Below are 19367 nucleotides of genomic sequence, written 5' to 3'. Positions count from 1 at the left end.
GGGCAAATCGCGTTCGACGTCCCGGTAAAGCCCCAATAGTTGATCGGACACACCGAACCATTGTTACAGCTGTCGCGGAGTGGACATCATCGGACTGTTCGGGATATGGGAGTCCATCAACTTCGTGAACGGCGGCGTCAGCTCAGAGTCCACGTCGCGGGATCACACGCCAGGCGTAGATCTGGCAAAGCTCCTTCGACAACACCTGTGAAGACGTCTGTCGGACCAACCGCGTGCGAAACCCACTCCTCTGCAAGTAGCTCCTGTACCTCTGCGTCCTTCGCCGCTTCCGAGTACAGCAGTACGACGCCACCGACCGCTCCGCCAAGCAGAATAGTCAGAATCGATGTTTCGTCTTCCTCGGGACCGAAGTACATCAAACGCGATTCATAGTCGACATCGTGCTTCTGCGACATCGCGTCCAACTTCGCTGCGAGCTCTCCATGGGTGATCTGGCCAGGGTGCGAACCGGGAACCACGACCGCGATGTCGTCCGCGCTCAGCGGACGAAGCCGGTCCGTGTAGTTCACGGAACGACTCGAGTACGACGCCACCAACTCGATAACATCTGGCTGGTCCAAGTCGAGGCTCGTGTCCAGCGGTACGTCAGATTCGGCCTCACCCGAAATCAACGCCAAGGCCACACTCGGAGCCGTTTCTGTCCCACGTGCTGCTCCTGTAGCTCCTACCAGAGCTGCCGCGCCGGCTTTGGACAGCGCCCAGGCCGCCACCACCAGTTCGATGCCACGCAATCCTGTGATCCCCACCGTGTCGCCCGGACCGATCCCAAGATTGATCAGGTGGCGAGCGAGGCGAGATGATCGTGCATCGACCTCGTGGTAAGTCATTTCCTCCTCATCGCACACGACTGCGACAGCATCAGGATCAGCCTCTACGGAATTTGCCAATCGCTGTGGCACGAGTCGGCCCGTCGGAGCGCCAACGGCCGGGGGCGGCGTTGTGTCCACGGAGCCGAGGACTTCTGCTCGTTCGGAGTCGGTGAGCAGTTCGATGTCACCAATCGGACGTGAAGGATCCGAGGAGACCCGATCTAGAACGCGGACGAAGCGCTCGACATGTGCGTCGGCGGTTGCTTGGTCGAAAAGGTCCGCAGCGAAAACCAAATGGCCGAGCAACCCTCCCGTTACCGGATCTGAACTGAGATTGAGTTGGAGGTCGAACTTCGCAGTCGCCTCCACACCCTCGACAGCCGTGATCTTCAAATCCGGCAGACTGAACGAGGCTCCTGCCATCGGTTCGACCGACAGTGCAACCTGGAAGAGCTCGCTCGCTGACGCCGACAAGGCGCCGGTTACTTCCTCGAACGGGATGTCTCCGTTCGCAAATGCCTCGAGATCGACGTTTCGGACGAGCGAGACCAAGTCGCCGAATCCCGCTCCGAGATCCGGAGCGGTCCTGAGTGCAAGCGTGTTGACGAACATTCCGACTATGTCGTCCAGTTGCTGCTCACCTCGCCCGGCCACTACCGTTCCGATCGCGAAATCTCGGCTTCCACTCAACCGTGCGATGAGTACTGCAAGCGCAGCGTGCACAACCATGAACAATGTGGCGTTGTGTTCGCGCGCAATCTCGTTGAGCCGCGCCGCCGTCTCCGCGTTGACGGAGAACTCCGAGACACCGGCACGTGCAGACATCTGCGCGGGTCGCTGACGGTCGGAAGGCAATCCGGGCGTCGACGACACACCGTCCAACGTCCGGCGCCAGAAGTCGAGTTGCCGTGCAGCCTGTGAGCCGACCTCGCCAGCGCTACCGAGTACTTCGCGCTGCCAGATCGCGAAGTCCGCGTACTGAACAGTCAACGGCGTCCACGACGGCGCGGTGCCGCGCACGCGAGCCTCGTAGGCGACCATCATGTCTCGGGCAAGAGGTCCCATCGATTCACCGTCAGCGGCGATGTGATGAGCGACCAAGACGAATATGAAGTCTGCCGGGCCCAACTCGAGCAACCCAGTGCGTACAGGTACCTCCTGAGCTACGTCGAATCCGGTCGTCACCAACTCCACGACGCGATTGAACGCCGCGGCCTCGTCGTCCACCTGAATCGTTTCGAGAGGCGAAAGGAGTTCGTCGATCGCGACGATTTTCTGAACCGGCCCTTCGATGTCACTCGGGTAGCTGGTCCGGAGCGACTCATGTCGAACCAAAACGTCGTGAAGAGCCTGGCGCAAAGCCGCGACATCCAAGTTCCCTGTCAATCGCAGAGCCAACGGAATGTTGTATGCCGCAGAACCGGGATCCATCTGGTTTACCAACCACATTCGCTGCTGGGCCAAGGACAGAGGAAGACGTTCTGGACGTTCCCGCGCCTCCAACTCCATCCTCGCACCGGAACCTGCGGTCTTTTGCGCTACTACAGCCAAACCTTCCACTGTCGAGTTCTCGAACAGCACGCGCACCGGGACCTGCGCATCGAGTGCCTGCCCCAATCTTGCTGCCAACCTGGTAGCGATCAACGAATTACCACCCAGCGCAAAGAAATCGTCATCCAGACCGACCCGCTCCGCGCCCAACACATCTCCGAACACCGACGCAACAATTTCCTGCACCGCTGTGACCGGCGCCCGAAACTCTGCTGCCTCGAATACCGGTGACGGGAGAGCCTTTCGATCCAATTTGCCCGACGCATTGAGTGGAAGCTCGTCGAGGACAAGAACCTTCGAGGGCACCATGTACGTCGGAAGCACGGCCCGGGCAGACTCCAGAACTTCCGACGCATCTACTGCAGTTCCCACGACATACCCGACCAGGCTGTCGCCGAACGTCGCATCGCTGTGCAGGACGACCACCGCATCTGAAACCGCCTCGTGCGAGATCAGAGCAGATTCGATCTCGCCGAGTTCGATACGCTGCCCCCGCAGTTTGACCTGGAAATCCGATCGGCCGATGTACTCGAGCTCGCCCCGACCGTTCCACCTGACGAGGTCGCCGGTTCGATACAACCTGCTGCCGCCATCTGAGGCGCCCCTTTCCCCGCCCGCAAAGGGGTTGGCGACGAAACGCTCCGCCGTCAACGCCGCTCGGTTTCCGTATCCGCGACCGACACCGACACCACCGACATACAACTCGCCGATCACGCCCGGCGGCACCATACCCAACGACCGATCCAGAACGAACAGATCCATGTTCGGCACCGGTGCACCGATCGGAACGCTGACGGTGTCATGCGCAGTCACCGCGTGGAACGAGACCACGTCCGACGCTTCCGTCGGGCCGTAACTGTTCACCACGCGTACTCCGCCTGACAACAAACTGCCAAGACGATTAAGCCGGATCGACTCGCCTCCAAGGAACACAACATCGAGAACGCTCAAAGCAGACTCCTCGTCGGAATCCACCACGGCTTCGAACGCGCTCGGCGACATGTTCGCCACTGCAACGTCACCGTGCCCGACGCGAGCAACGATCGCATCCGGATCGAAACCGTCCGAGGCAAGCACTACGCTCCGACCGCTGCTCAACGCTGCCCAGACGTTCTTCTGCGTCAAGTCGAAACTCGGTGACGACGCGATCAATAGACCACCAGTTTCGGGCAACTCGCTGCGGTACCAGGCCACCGTGTTCTCGATGCCGGCCATCGGCACCAACGTCGGCTTCGGACGACCCGTCGAACCGGATGTCGAAATGACATACCCCAAGCGGTCCCCCGCACCGAGTTCACGCCATCGATCCGTCGGCCTCTCCACCATCGGCGAATCGCGCATGATGCTGTCGAGGACGATCACGTCCACCGCCAGATCGAGAGTCGTCGTACTCACCGCGCATCGGGCACCGGTGTCGGCGATTATCGCTTCGATCCGATCCTGTGGGTACGACGGATCGATCGGCCCGTACGCAGCACCCGCCTTCCACGCCGCCAACATACCTACGACCCACTCGACCGACCTCGGCACGATCAACGCGACGACGTCGTCCGGACCGACGCCGGCCGCCGTCAATCGCTCGGCCACCACGTTTGCGTAGGCGTCGAGCTGCCCATAGGTCAGCGCCTCGCCATCGCACTCGACGGCAAGAGAATCAGGCGTCCGCCCAACCTGTTCTTCGAACATCGCAGTCAAGGACGCGCCTGCCAACGCTGTGCGCCCACCAGCGGACCAGCTGAGAAGGTTGCTGCGCTCAGCAGCGGTAAGTACGTCGATATCACCCAACCGAACTGACGGATCAACAGTGATCTCAGCAAGGATGCGCCCGAACCTGCCGGCAAAGCCTGCCACCGTCGACTCGTCGAACAGATCCGTCGCGTACGTGAACTGCGCCGCCATCCCCGCCGGGGCACCCGCCTCGTCGAACTGCTCGACCATGGTCAGCTGCAGATCGAACTTGGCCGCCACCGTGTTGGCGTCGATTCCCGCAACTGTCAGATCGCCAAGTCGAAGCACCGACTGCTCCATGTTCTGGAACGACAGCATCACCTGGAACAACGGATTACGCGCCTGCGACCGCGCCGGATTGAGCACCTCCACCAACCGCTCGAACGGCAGATCTACGTGCGCAAACGCACCCAGATCGCCCTCACGAACCCGACCCAACAACCCCGAGAACGACTCCGAAGAATCCACCTCGGTCCGCAACACCAACGTATTGACGAACATCCCGATCAAATCATCGAGAACCTGCTCACCACGACCCGCCACCGGAGTACCGATCGCAATATCGGACGTCCCCGACAACCGCGACAACAACACCGCCAACGCCGCATGCACCACCATGAACAAGGACGAATTCGACTCACGCGCAGCGTCACTCAACGACACATGCACATCACGATCAATCACGAACGAATACGCAGCACCACGATTGGACGCCACCGCCGGCCGCGGACGATCAGCCGGCAAATCCAACTGATCCGGCAACCCCGCCAACGCCGACTCCCAGAACCCGATCTGACGCGAAATCAACGACGACGGATCATCTTCCGAACCGAGAGTCTCCCGCTGCCACAACGCGTAATCCGCATACTGCACCGCCAACGGCGTCCACCCCGGCACCTCACCCCGAGAACGAGCCTCGTACGCCACCATCACATCACGCGTCAACGGCCCCATCGACACACCATCACCACTGATGTGATGAACCACCATCGCCAACACGAACTCCGACTCCGACACCGCGAACAACCGCGCCCGAACCGGAACCTCCACCGCCACATCGAAACCAGCCGACAAGAACTCCGTCACCGCACCAACGACATCGGACTCCGACACCGCCACCGGCGACAAATCCAACCGCACCCGATCCGCAGACAACACCTCCTGGAACCCGACACCGTCGACCTCCGGATACACCGTCCGCAAAATCTCATGCCGCACAACAACATCCGACACCGCAGCGTCCAACGCCGCCACATCCAACAACCCCGACAACCGAATCGCCACCGGAATATTGTTCGCCGACGACAACGTATCGAAACGGTTCAAGAACCACATCCGCTGCTGCGCCAACGACAACGGCACCCGCTCCGGACGCACCCGAGCCGTCAACGCCGCCCGCGCACCCGAACCAATCTCCGACTCCATCCGCGCAGCCAACAACTCCACCGACGACGCCTCGAACAACACCCGCACCGGAACCTGTGCATCGAGCGCCTGCCCCAACCGAGCGGCCATTCGAGTAGCAATCAAAGAGTTTCCGCCGAGTGCGAAGAAGTCGTCATCCAGACCCACTCGCTCGACCCCGAGTACCGCCGAGAAAACAGAAGCGACAATTTGTTCTACCGGCGTGACCGGGGCCCGGAACACCGCAACCTCGAACACCGGCTCCGGCAACAACTTCCGATCCAACTTCCCAGACGAGTTCAGAGGCAACTCGTCCAAGACCATGATCGCGTTCGGAATCATGTAGACAGGTAGCGATTCAGGAAGCGCATTCCTCAAGACTTCTACGTCGATCACAGAATCCGGGACCGCGATCACATATGCGACCAGCTGATCGCCCGTATCGGTGGATGCCACAGTGACCACACACTGAGCTACCGTCGAATGCGCCAGCAGAGCTGACTCGATCTCACCCAGTTCGATCCTCTGACCACGGAATTTGACCTGAAAATCGGTACGCCCGACATACTCGAGTTCGCCTGCGGTGTTCCACCACACCAGGTCCCCGGTGCGATACATCCGACTGCCACCGGGATTGATTTCACCGTTCGTGTCGCTCGCCTCCACAAATGGGTTCGCGACAAAACGATCACTGGTGAGATCGGGTCGCGCGACGTAACCGCGCGCCAGTTGATCACCGGCCAGATACAGCTCACCCGCAACGCCTACCGGCACCGGCTGCAACCGACTGTCCAACACGTAGACCTGCGAGTTCCACTCGGGCACCCCGATCGGAATCCCTGTTGATTCCGATCCATCGACCTCGTAGTAGGTGATCGAGACCGCAGCCTCGGTTGGGCCGTACACATTGTGCAGGCCTGCAGACGACACCTGAGCGAATGCACGCACCGTCTCGACCGGCAATGCCTCACCGATCACGAATACGTCCCTCAGTGACACCAATGCGTGTTCCGGAACCGAAGTCGCGAAGACGGTCAACATCGATGGAACGAAGTCCGTCAGCGTCACCCGATGATCTTCGATCAGACGAGCCAGATACGCGGGATCTCGATGGCCGTCGTGAGATGCCAGCACCACTCTCGTACCGGACAAAAGCGCAGTGAAGTATCCCCACAACGAGACGTCGAATGTCGTAGCAGTCTTCTGCAAATAGACGTCTTCTGGGCCGATGGCGTACTGATCCTGCATCCACAGGACCTGGTTCACGATGGCGTGATGCGACACCGCAACGCCTTTGGGCTTGCCCGTGGAACCCGAGGTGAAGATCACGTAGGCGGCATTCACATCATGCAGACGACCGCGACGATCAGCATCGGAAATGACTGAAGCCGAGTAGCTCGAAAGATCGACATTGTCGATCAACAGCACGTCGGCGCCGTTCGGCGCTACGAAAGCGTCCCTCGTCGTCGACAGCACACAGACTGGATCGGCCGTCGTGAGGATGTGCCCGATTCGCTCGGCGGGGTGATCGGGATCCAAGGGCACGTAGGCTCCGCCCGCGGCGATCACCGCGTACATACCTACTACCAGATCGAGCGATCGACGCATCGCCAAGGCCACCAACGATTCGGGCCCGACACCATCTTCGATCAGCTTGCGTGCCAATTTGTTCACACGTTCCGACAACTCGCCATAGGTCAGCGACTGGCCGTCGAACACCACGGCAACAGCATCGGGTGCCAACGCAACGCGAGTGTCGAACAGCGAAGCCAATGTCTCACTGTTCCCGACGTCATGTGCGGTGGAGTTGCGCGCAGTCAACAGCGACTCGCGCTCGGCCTCGTCCAACAGCTCGATGTCACCCACGGTGATCGACGGATCCACGACCACCTGTTCGAGGATCCTGGTGAACCGATCGGCGAATCCACGAATCGTCGACTCGTCGAACAGATCTGTGGCGTATGCGAACTCGGCGAACATGCCGTCTTCGAGCGCATCTTCGACGCGGGGAGCGAGAGTAAGTTGAAGATCGAATTTCGCGATACCGGCATCGAACTCGACGCCTGAGACTTCCAATCCCGAAAGCTCCAAAGCATCCTGCGACATGTTCTGGAAGAACAACGCGACCTGGAACAGCGGGTGATGTGCCTGCGATCGGGTGGGATCGAGCACCTCGACCAGCCGCTCGAACGGAACATCGCCATTGCCGAGCGCCTGAAGGTCTGTCCTCCGCGTTGCCGAGACGAGCGCACTGAACGAACTGGCGAGGTCAACAGGAGTCCGCAGGACCAGTGTATTCACGAACATACCGATCACATCGTCGAGCGCCTTTTCGCCTCGCCCTGCAACCGGAGTACCGATCACGATGTCACTGGTACCGGACAACCTTGCGAGAAGCACGGCGAGGGCCGAATGCACCACCATGAACAGCGATGCGTTCCGCTCGCGTGCGAGTGAGTCCAAGCTCGACCGAATCTCTTCGCTGACGGAGAAGCGATACGTAGCGCCACGATTCGAGGCGACGACCGGGCGGGATCGGTCAGCCGGTAACGCAAGCACTTCCGGAGAATCACGGAGGACGGAGCGCCAGTGGTCCAGCTGAGCCGAGATCAACGAATCCGGGTCGTCCTCGTCGCCGAGGACCTCCCGCTGCCAGAGTGCATAATCGGCGTACTGCACCTCGAGCGGAGTCCAATTCGGAACGCCGTTCGAAACCCGAGCGGTGTAGGCAACCATGACATCCCGAGTCAACGGGCGCATCGAGAAGCCGTCCGCTGCGATGTGGTGCACAACGAAGGCCAGAACGTACGAATCCTCTGCAAGTTCGAACAACCCGACTCGAACCGGAACGGTTGACGTCACGTCGAAACCCTGGAGCGCGAAACTCAGAAGTTCGTTGTGAATATGCGAGGCGTCGATGACCTTCGGTGTCAGTTCAACCGGCACCTCGGACGACGGGAGGACTACCTGGTGTCCTTGTCCACCTTGCTCCGGATAGACGGTCCGGAGCGACTCGTGGCGTTCGATTACATCAGAAATCGCATGCCTCAGCGCCGAAACATTCAGGACGCCTTTGATATTCAATGCGATTGGAATGTTGTTGACGGCAGAATCAGGATCGAAGCGGCTGAGGAACCACATTCGCTGCTGAGCTAGTGAGAGTGGGATCAACGCCGGCCGTGGGCGGGCCACGAGCGCGGTCCTCCCTCCTGCCCCTGCGATCAACTCAACCTGCGCTGCCAAACCTTCGACAGTCGAAGCATCGAACAACACCCTCACCGGAACCTGAGTGTCGAGCGCTTGACCTACGCGAGCCACCAACTGCGTTGCGACCAAAGAGTTTCCGCCGAGCTCGAAGAAGTCGTCATCCAGACCGACCTGTTCCAACCGGAGAACATCTCCGAAGACGCCGGCCACAGCGATTTCGGCGACACTCGACGGTGCCCGAAACTCGCGCGCCACGAACACCGGATCCGGAAGAAGCTTCCGATCCAACTTCCCCGTCACACCCAACGGCAACTCTTCCAGCACCATCACCACCGCCGGCACCATGTAACCCGGCAGACGACCCGCAACAACTCTCTTCAACTCGTCAACGTCCACCACACCACCAGCGGCCGTAACGTACGCAACCAACACATCCTCACGCACAACCACAACTACCGACGACACCGACTCGTGCTCACGAATCACCGACTCGATCTCACCGAGCTCGATCCGCAAACCGTGCAACTTCACCTGAAAGTCACTACGCCCGATGTACTCCAACTCGCCCGACGCAGTCCACCGCACCACATCACCGGAGCGATACATCCGCCCACCATCACCCGAGAACGGATTCGCCACAAATCGATCCGACGACAAATCCGGCCGACCCACATACCCACGAGCCAGCTGAACACCCGCCAGATACAGCTCACCCGCAACACCTACCGGCACCGGACTCAATCGAGAGTCCAGAACAAACACCTGCGTATTCCATACCGGAGCACCGATCGGCACCCCCAGAACATCCGCCGGCACCACCTCGTGGAACGTCACATCCACCGCCGCCTCGGTCGGACCATACAAATTGTGCACCCCGACACCCGGCAACACAGCCCACACATCGGCAACAACACTCGCCGGCAACGCCTCACCTGACGCGAACACCCGAGTCAGCGAAACACACGCAGCCACAGACGAATCCGTCACGAAAACCTCGAGCATCGACGGCACGAAATGCACCGTCGTCACACCCTCCCCCACAATGACCGACGTCAAATACCGCGGGTCACGATGCCCATCCGGCACAGCCACCACCAACCGAGCACCAACCTGCAACGGCCAGAAAAGCTCCCACACCGACACATCGAACGTGAACGGCGTCTTCTGCAACACCACATCCGACGAATCCAACCCGTACTCGTCCTGCATCCACGCCAACCGATTCACAATCGCCGCATGCGAAACCGACACACCCTTCGGACGCCCCGTCGACCCCGACGTGAAAATCACATACGCCGCATTGCCCGACCGCAAAGGCGAGACCCGATCGATATCCGAAACAGAGTTATCCGAAAAACCAGACACATCAACAACATCAACCTCGACCACCGGTACCACACCGGCATCGAATCCAACGTCAGAGGTACTGATCACGCATACCGGCGACGCCGACTCCAACACGTACGCATTGCGCTCCGCAGGCTGATCCGGATCCACCGGAACATACCCACCGCCAGCCTTGAGCACGCCGTAAACCGCAACCAACAAATCAACCGACCGACGTACCGCCACACCCACCAACGACTCCGGTCCCACACCCACCGAAACCAGGTACCGGGCAAGACGATTCACCCGCGAATCGAACTCCGCATATGACAGCGAAACACCCTCGAACGACACAGCTACCGAATCCGGCGACGCCGCAACCTGAGCATCGAACACGTCCACCAACGACACATCCGCAACCTCATGCGCAGTGCCATTCCACGACTCGAGCACCAAAGATCGCTCACCCGAATCGAACATATCCACATCACCAACCCGAACCGAGGGATCGGCAACCACTGCTTCGAGAACTGAAATCAACCGCTTTCCGATTGATTTGGCAGACGACTCGTCGAACAGGTCGGTCGCATAGACCAGTGCGACGGTCAAACCACCGACCTTGTCCGCGGTATCAGATTCCCACACAGTGAATTGGAGGTCGAACTTCGCGGCCGACGACTCTACGTCCAGTCCGGAAATGCGCAGTCCCGGAACCTCCAGACTTTGCTGCATGCTCTGTCCCAAGTTCTGCAGCGAGAGCATCACCTGGAACAACGGGTTCCGTGCCTGAGACCGGGCGGGGTTGAGTACCTCCACCAGTCGTTCGAATGGCACATCGGCGTGCCCGAAGCCGCTGAGGTCGGATTCGCGCGCCCGCGAAATCATGTCCCGTGCCGAAGCTTCGAGATCAACCTCCGTGCGGAGGACGAGTGTGTTGACGAACATTCCGATCAGGTCGTCGAGAGCTTGATCGCCTCGACCGGCGACCGGAGTGCCGATCACGATGTCCGAAGTCCCCGACAACCGCGCCAGCAGAATCGCCACGGCACTGTGCAACACCATGAACAGAGATGCGTTGTTGTCGAGCGCAATTCGATTGAGAGCCTGGTGGAGATCCGGCTCGATCGTGAATGTGTGCCCGGCTCCCCGGTTCGACGCGACGCGCGGGCGCGGGCGGTCCGACGGAAGATCGAGCTGATCGGGGATACCGGCCAACGCGTGGCGCCAGTAGTCGACCTGGCGAGTGATCAGAGAATCCGGGTCGTCTTCACTGCCGAGAACCTCGCGCTGCCACAGTGCAAAGTCGGCGAACTGTACGGGCAGCGGAGCAAGATCGTGCGAAATTCCCTGTGTCCGAGACACATAAGACGAAACGATGTCCTTGGTCAACGGTCCCATGGAGAACCCGTCACCGCTGATGTGATGGACGACGAACACGAGGACGAATTCGTCGGCGGCGAATTGGAAGAGTGCCGCCCGAATCGGAACCTCGGTGGTCACGTCGAATCCCGGAGTCACGAAGTCGGTCACGCGCTCGACGATCGCCGACTCGTCCACCCGTATGGGAGTCAGGTTCGGTACCACGGCTGCAATGTCGACCAGGCGCTGATATCCGACGCCGTCGACCTCCGGGTACACAGTCCGAAGGATCTCGTGCCGCTCGATCAAATCCTCGAGTGCGCCTTGCAACGCATCGACATCGAGCGCTCCGCTGAGCCGCAGCGCGACCGGAATATGGTCGACTGCCGATTCTGGTTCGAATCGATTGAGGAACCACATGCGCTGCTGTGCCAAAGACAGCGGAACCAACTCGGGGCGCTCGCGAGGGATCAGGGGAACGTGAGCCTTGCGGTCTTCTGAGATTTTCGCTTCGTCGATGAAGACGGCAAGTTCTGCGGCGGTGGGTGCGTCGAAGAAGTTGCGCATGTCGATGGCGATGCCGTGTTCGGCATTGATCCGCGCAACCACGCGAGTGGCGAGCAATGAGTTGCCGCCCAGTTCGAAGAAGCCGTCATCTGCCCCTACCCGATCCTGCCCAAGTAGATCGGCAAAGATCGCGACCACACCGGCTTCGGTGGGTGTCGCGGGCTCGCGATACTCAACCGTCTTCGACGCGAATTCGGGTGTGGGCAAAGCCTTTCGATCCAGTTTGCCGCTGGCGTTGAGCGGAAACTCGTCCAGTTCGACGAACATGGCAGGGATCATGTAGTCGGGTAGCCGTTCGCCAAGCGACGACGTCAGATTCTCAGAATCGATACCCTCGGCGACGATGTAGGCCACCAAGTTGTCACCGATCGTTTCGTCCGAATGGACGATCACCACGGCTTGGGAAACACCTTCGCAATCGAGCAGTGCCGCCTCGATCTCACCGAGCTCGATGCGCAGACCGCGGAGCTTGACCTGAAAGTCGGTGCGACCGATGTATTCGAGCTGACGGTTCGCTCCGGCACCGCGCCAGCGCACCAGGTCTCCGGTTCGGTACATCCGGGATCCGTCAGTAGCGCCGGGCCGCGCCACGAAGCGGTCTGCCGTGAGATCGGGACGCGACACGTATCCCCTGGCCAGCTGAATCCCGGCAAGATAGAGCTCTCCTGCTACACCCGACGGCGAGGGCCGCAGCGCATCGTCGAGCACCAGGAGCTCGGTGTCCGCAACTGCTGCACCGATCGGCACCGACACCTGATCCTGCTCGCCGGTTTCGTAATAAGTCACGTCGACGGCGGCTTCGGTCGGGCCGTACAGGTTGTGGAGTCCAGCGCTGCTGACCTCGCGCAGACGTGCCGCCGTTCGAGCCGGCAACGCCTCACCGGAAGCGAACACGTAGCGAAGGGTTTTGACCTGCGCAACAAGGGGTTCGGCGACGAACACGGCGAGCATCGACGGCACGAAGTGCACCGCCGTCACTCCGCGCTCGATCATCGTGCGAGCCACGTACACCGGATCACGATGTCCGTCGGGTTCCGCGATCACCAGCGATGCACCGACCTGCAGCGGCCAGAAGAACTCCCACACGGACACATCGAAAGTGAAGGGTGTCTTCTGCAAGATCACGTCGTCGGCAGTGAATCCGTACTCGGTCTGACGCCATTGCAGGTTCGCGACGATGGCACGGTGAGAGACTGCAACGCCTTTGGGGCGTCCGGTCGATCCGGACGTGAAGATGACATACGCAGTGTTGTCCGCGCGCAGCGGCGCCAACCGGTCGGCGTCGGTGACAGTTGTCTCGGCACGACCCGACAAGTCGAGGGTGTCGACGTCGAGCGTGGGCGTACCGTGCGGCAGCACCACGGCATCGGACGTTCGTGTGAGCACAGCCGTGGGCTTCGCGATCTCGAGTACGTAAGCGAGACGGTCGGCAGGATGATCCGGGTCGAGTGGAACGTACGCGCCGCCGGCCTTGACGATCGCGTACATCGAGACGAGGAGATCGATCGATCGACGCATCGCGAGACCGACGAGGCTGTCCGGTCCGACACCTGCCGCGACGAGTTCACGGGCCAGACGGTTCGCCCGCGCGTCGAACTGCGCGTAAGTGAGCTGCGTTCCGGCGTAATCCAGCGCGAGCGCATCCGGCGTCCGCTCGACCTGCTCGTCGAAGAGTCCTGCGAGGGTCACGTGTGCATCGGACTCCGACGCGACCTCCACGATCGAAGTGCCGTCGGTGATGAGACGGTCGACCACCGCGCCGAGACCGTCGGCCTCGCTGCCGATCAGCTCTGGCAGCACCGTGGAAACGACAACAGGAACCAGGGCATCCGCCCCCAATGCCCCACCCATCGCGGTGTCGAGAGTGACCATCTCGTCATTGAGTCGTCCGTAGCTGATTTCGGTTCCACCGTGGCTCAGAGCCACACGATCAGGATCTACCGCCGCAACTGCAGCCACCAACTTCGGCAGATCTTCGATCGTCAGCGACTGCGGTCCCGGAATACCGACGGACATCTACACTTCCTCCAACTGACTTTCGTGAAGTGCGCCCCGGTCGAGCACAGCGTTCTGCTCGGCCGGAGGCGTTCACTGGGCAAATACTGAATGTTACCCGGCCGTACCCCCACGGCCCGCTGACACCGACTGTGCGTCAGCTATCACCGAGCTCACAAGTGTGGCGAGACCGTCGACGCCAAGTGCCGGCAGGATGCCCGGAACAAGTCCGGCGAGCGACACAGAAACCAGAGCATCGGGGGCGAGAGCAGCCCCCATGGCGGTACGCATGGCAACGAGCTTGGTCGACAACTCACCGAAGGTGACAGCCTGATCACCGTGGGTGAACGCAATTGCCTCAGGATCGGCGGCCGCCGCTGCGGCTGCCAGTTCGGGTAGGTCCGCCGCGGACTTCGGCTCGGCAGCGCTCGCTTCCTCGCGTTCCTGCTCGGTCACGATGTCGATCGTGCGAATCACGACCCCGGGATCGGTCACCAGTTCTTCGAGCACCCGCCCGAATCGCGCCGCAAAAAGCGCGATGGTCGATTCGTCGAACAGGTCGGTCGCATAGGTGAAACGCATCCTCAGCCCGGACAGCACCCCGGCATCGTCGAATTGCTCGATACCGGTGAGCTGCAGATCGAACATCGCCTGGTCGAAACCGTTGTCGACCGCAGAGAGCTCGAGGCCCGGGAGCTGGAACGTACCGAGAGCCATGTTCTGGAAGGTGAGCATGACCTGGAAGAGCGGCGAGTATGCGTGAGAGCGCTCTCGCCCCAGTTCGTCGACCAACCGCTCGAACGGTACGTCGGCATTGGCGAATGCCGACAAGTCCTTGTCCTTCACGTGTGCCAGAACGTCGACGAACGTCGAAGCAGGCGCGATCTCCGTTCGCAAGACCAACGTGTTGACGAACATCCCGACAAGATCGTCGAGCGCCCGCTCACCTCGACCCGCGATCGGCGTACCGATTGCGATGTCGTTCGATCCACTCATCTTCGCCAACAGCACGGCCAGGGCAGTGTGAACCACCATGAAGACTGTCGAGTTCTGCTCCCGTGCGATCGTCGCGAGCCGGTCCGTGGTCTCGGAATCGACGGCAAACTCGAATTCCGCACCGCGCATGCTGGCCCGCGCCGGCCGCGGCCGGTCGGTCGGCAGTTCCAGAAGCTCCGGAGTGCCCTTGAGCTCGTTCACCCAGTACGCGAGTTGACGGCCCAGCTGACTGTCCGCGTCCTCCGGCGATCCGAGGACATCACGCTGCCACAGCGTGTAGTCGGCGTACTGCACCTCGAGCGGAGCCCACTCCGGGGTCTCCCCGCCGGTACGTGCGGTGTACGCAACCATGGTGTCTCTGATCAACGGAGCCATCGAGAAGCCGTCACCGCTGATGTGGTGAATGACAACGACGAGGACCCGCTCGGATTCGTCGACCTCGAAGAGACGGATTCGCAACGGAACGGCTGTCGTGACATCGAAGCCCTCGCGAACTGTGTCAGCCACCTGCTCGGCGACCGACGCTTCGTCGGTTGCGATCACTTCCAGTCCCACCGCCGCTGCGGAGCGAGGCAGGATCATCTGAACCGGTCCGTTGCCCCGGTCCGGGTATACCGTCCGGAGCACTTCGTGACGCTCGATCAGATCCGACACCGCTGAGTGAAGTGCGTCGACATCGAGTGCGCCGGACAGCCGGATCGCGACGGGGATGTTGTACGCACCCGAGGTCTTGTCGAACTGATTGAGCACCCACATACGTTGCTGCGCCAACGACAGCGGAATCTCGTGCGGACGCACCTGAGCCACCAACGGTGGGCGGCCACCAGATCCCGCGTGTTCGAGAACCCTCGACGCCAATGCCCCGACAGTCGACGCCTCGAAGATCACGCGGACCGGAATCTGCGCGTCCAACGCCTCACCCAGCCTCGACACGACCTGCGTCGCGACGAGAGAGTTTCCGCCGAGCTCGAAGAAGTCGTCGTCGAGTCCGACCCTCGCCACACCGAGTACGTCAGCGAACACACCCGCCACGATCTCTTCGACGGGGTTGGTCGGCGCACGGAATTCGGTCGCCTCGAATTCGGGGTCGGGCAGGGCTTTGCGATCGACCTTGCCGTTGATGTTGAGCGGTAGTTCGTCCAAGACCATCAATGCCGCCGGCACCATGTAACTCGGCAACTCAGCCACAAGAGTCCGCTTCAAGGTTTCGACATCGATGCTTTCCCCGCTTTGAGGAACGACGTAGCCGACAAGTCGATCACCGATACGCGCATCCGACTTGGCCACCACCACAGCGGAGTCCACGCTGGCCTGCTTGCGAAGAAGCGCTTCGATCTCACCGAGTTCGATGCGGTAGCCACGGATCTTGACCTGGAAGTCGGCGCGCTCCACGTAGTCGAGTTCGCCGTTCTCCGTCCACCGGACGAGGTCGCCCGTGCGGTACAACCGCGAACCCGCGTCACCGAAGACGTTGGCCACAAATCGTTCCGACGTCAGATCCGCGCGACCGTGATAGCCGCGAGCAAGCTGGGCACCGGCGAGGTAAAGCTCCCCGGTGACTCCGACGGGGACCGGATGCAAACGCGTGTCGAGCACGAACACCTGCGTGTTCCATTCGGGGGCACCGATCGGCACCGAGGTCGTATCGTCCGAACCGACGACGTGCGCTGTCACCGAGACGGCGGCCTCGGTCGGACCGTACAGATTCACCAACTGCGCGTCGCTGAGTTCTGCGAACTCGGTCGCGGTCGCGGCCGGCAACGCTTCACCGATCGCAAGCACCTGACGAAGTGATTCCGGAAGGCCATTTTCCGATGCCGACTGCAACATCGCGAGCATCGACGGCACCACGTGGAGCGTCGTGATCTTCTCCCGGGTCATCAGGTCGAGCAGGTAGCTCGGGTCCTTGTGACCTTCGGGTTCGGCAATCACCAGTCGTGCACCGGAAGTCAGTGCCGACCAGAACTCCCAGACCGAGAGGTCGAACGTTGCCGCGGTCTTGAGCACCATCGCATCGGATCGGTCCAGGCTGTACTGATCGCGCTTCCAGAGAATCTGGTTGACCACCGCCTGATGCGAGATCGCGACGCCCTTCGGTCGCCCCGTCGATCCCGACGTGAAGATCACGTAGGCGGTGTTGCCCACTCGCAGTGGAGCAATCCGATCCGCATCGGTAACCGTCGCTTCCGCGTAGGACGCGAGATCGATCGTGTCCACCTCGATCACGGAATCACCGAACGCCGGATTCTTCGCAGTGGTCGAGGCAGTGAGGACGCAGACCGGATCTGCCATGGTCAACACGTACTCGATGCGGTCCGCCGGGTGGTTCGGATCGATCGGTACGTATCCACCACCTGCCTTCACCACCGCGTACATGGCGACCAGCAGTTCGACCGATCGCTCGATTGCCAACGCGACCAACGACTCCGGACCGACACCGGTTGCAATCAGATGGCGTGCGAGACGGTTCACACGTGCATCGAACTCGGCGTAGGTCAGCGACGTGTTCCCTGCGATCACTGCCACCGCACCCGGGTTCGAACCGACCTGCTCGTCGAACAGTTCGACCAGAGTGACTCCCGGGACGGAGTGATCGGTCTCGTTCCAGCGGTTCAGGATCCGGTCGCTCTCGGACGAATCCAGCAGCGCGAAGTCGCCGACGGTCAACGACGGATCGGACGCGATCTCCGCGAGCAATCGCACGAATCGATCGGCGAAGTCCTGCACGGTCGACTCGTCGAACAGATCATGCGCGTAGCTGAACATCGACGTGATGCCGGCTGCAGATCCGTTCGCGTCGTACCGATCACTGACGATCAACTGAAGATCGAACTGCGCGACCCCGTTGTCGATATCGACGCCCTTGACGGTGAGCCCCGGAAGCTCGAGCCCTCCGGTTTCCATGTTCTGGAAGAGGAAGCCGACCTGATAGAGCGGATGACGAGCGGTCGAACGCGGTGGGTTGAGCACCTCCACGAGTCGCTCGAAAGGAACGTCCGAATGTGCAAATGCTTGAAGGTCGGTCTCCCTGACACGTCCGAGCAGGTCGAGGAACGGCGTGCCGCTGTCGATCTGCGTACGGAACACCAAGGTGTTCACGAACATGCCGATGAGATCGTCGAGTGCCCGCTCACCACGTCCTGCAATGGGTGTACCCACCGCGATGTCCTCGGTTCCGGACAGTCGAGCCAACAACATCGCGAACGCAGTGTGCGTGAGCATGAACAGCGTCGAATTATTTGCCCTGGCAAGACCGCTCAACCGAGCATGCAACTCTGCATCGATATCGAAGTGCAGGTAACCGCCGCGGAAGGACTGCGTCGCGGGGCGCGGCCGGTCGGCGGGAAGTGCAAGCTGATCAGGCAGCCCGGCAAGAGCATTGCTCCAGTACGCAATCTGCTGCGAAGCAATAGATCCCGCGTCTTCCTCACTGCCCAGCACCTCTCGCTGCCACAGGCTGTAGTCGGCGTACTGAACGTCGAGAGGAGCCCAGGACGGTGTGTACCCGGCAACCCGCGAGGCGTATGCGGTCACGACATCCCGAGCGAACGGTGCCATCGAGGAACCGTCGGCGGAAATATGATGAATCGCGACACCGAGTACGTATTCGTCGGAAGCCAACTGGAACAACCGGATACGAATCGGAATCTCGCGTGTGACGTCGAAGCGCGTCGACGCCAGCGCGACCAACTCACCTTCGAGTTCGTCCACGCCAGTCGGTTCTGCGACGATTTCGTCCGACCAACTCGACACGGGCTTGACGACCTGCACCGGACCGTCTCCGATTTCCGGGTAGACGGTTCGAAGTGATTCGTGCCGCCCGATCACATCAGAAATCGCCGCGCTCAGCGCCGAGACGTCAAGATCGCCCTGAAGGCGCAGCGCCATCGGGATGTTGTATGCCGCTGCACTCCCGTCGAATCGGTTGAGGAACCACATACGCTGCTGCGCCAACGAAAGCGGAATCCGCTCTGGCCGCTCGACCGCGGTCAGCGCGACTCGCCCACCCGACCCGGTCCGGCTTTCGGCGTGCGCTGCGAGATCCTGCACCGTGGATGCTTCGAACAGAACTCGAACCGAAAGTTCGGTGTCGAGAGCATCGGCGATTCGTTTGATCGTGCGAGTGGCGTTGAGAGAGTTGCCGCCGAGCTCGAAGAAATCGTCATCGAGACCCACACGATCAACACCCAACACCTCGGCAAACACCGACGCAACGATCTCCTCCACCGCCGTCACCGGAGCCCTAAACACCGCAACCTCGAACACCGGCTCCGGCAACAACTTCCGATCCAACTTCCCCGAAGCATTGAGCGGCAACGCATCCAACACCACAAACTGCGACGGCACCATATACGACGCCAACCGCTCCCCCACACCCACCTTCACCACATCAACATCAACCGA

General features: G+C 61.1%; 2 protein-coding genes. Both read right to left on the bottom strand.

The window, feature by feature from the left end; translation table 11 throughout:
• Positions 1-137: 137 nt before the first annotated feature.
• Positions 138-13988: an amino acid adenylation domain-containing protein gene (locus tag ABH939_RS31530; protein ID WP_404650675.1), complete on the bottom strand. Its 13851-nt coding sequence runs from the start codon at positions 13986-13988 to the stop codon at positions 138-140.
• A 93-nt stretch (positions 13989-14081) separates the two neighbouring features.
• A partial coding sequence (locus ABH939_RS31525) for an amino acid adenylation domain-containing protein (protein WP_404650673.1) occupies positions 14082-19367 on the bottom strand: 5286 nt, incomplete at its 5' end.

Origin of the sequence: Rhodococcus sp. 27YEA6 (genome assembly GCF_044908235.1) — a bacterium.
Classification (GTDB): domain Bacteria; phylum Actinomycetota; class Actinomycetes; order Mycobacteriales; family Mycobacteriaceae; genus Rhodococcus_F; species Rhodococcus_F qingshengii.
This window is presented reverse-complemented; position numbering and strand designations above follow the sequence as displayed.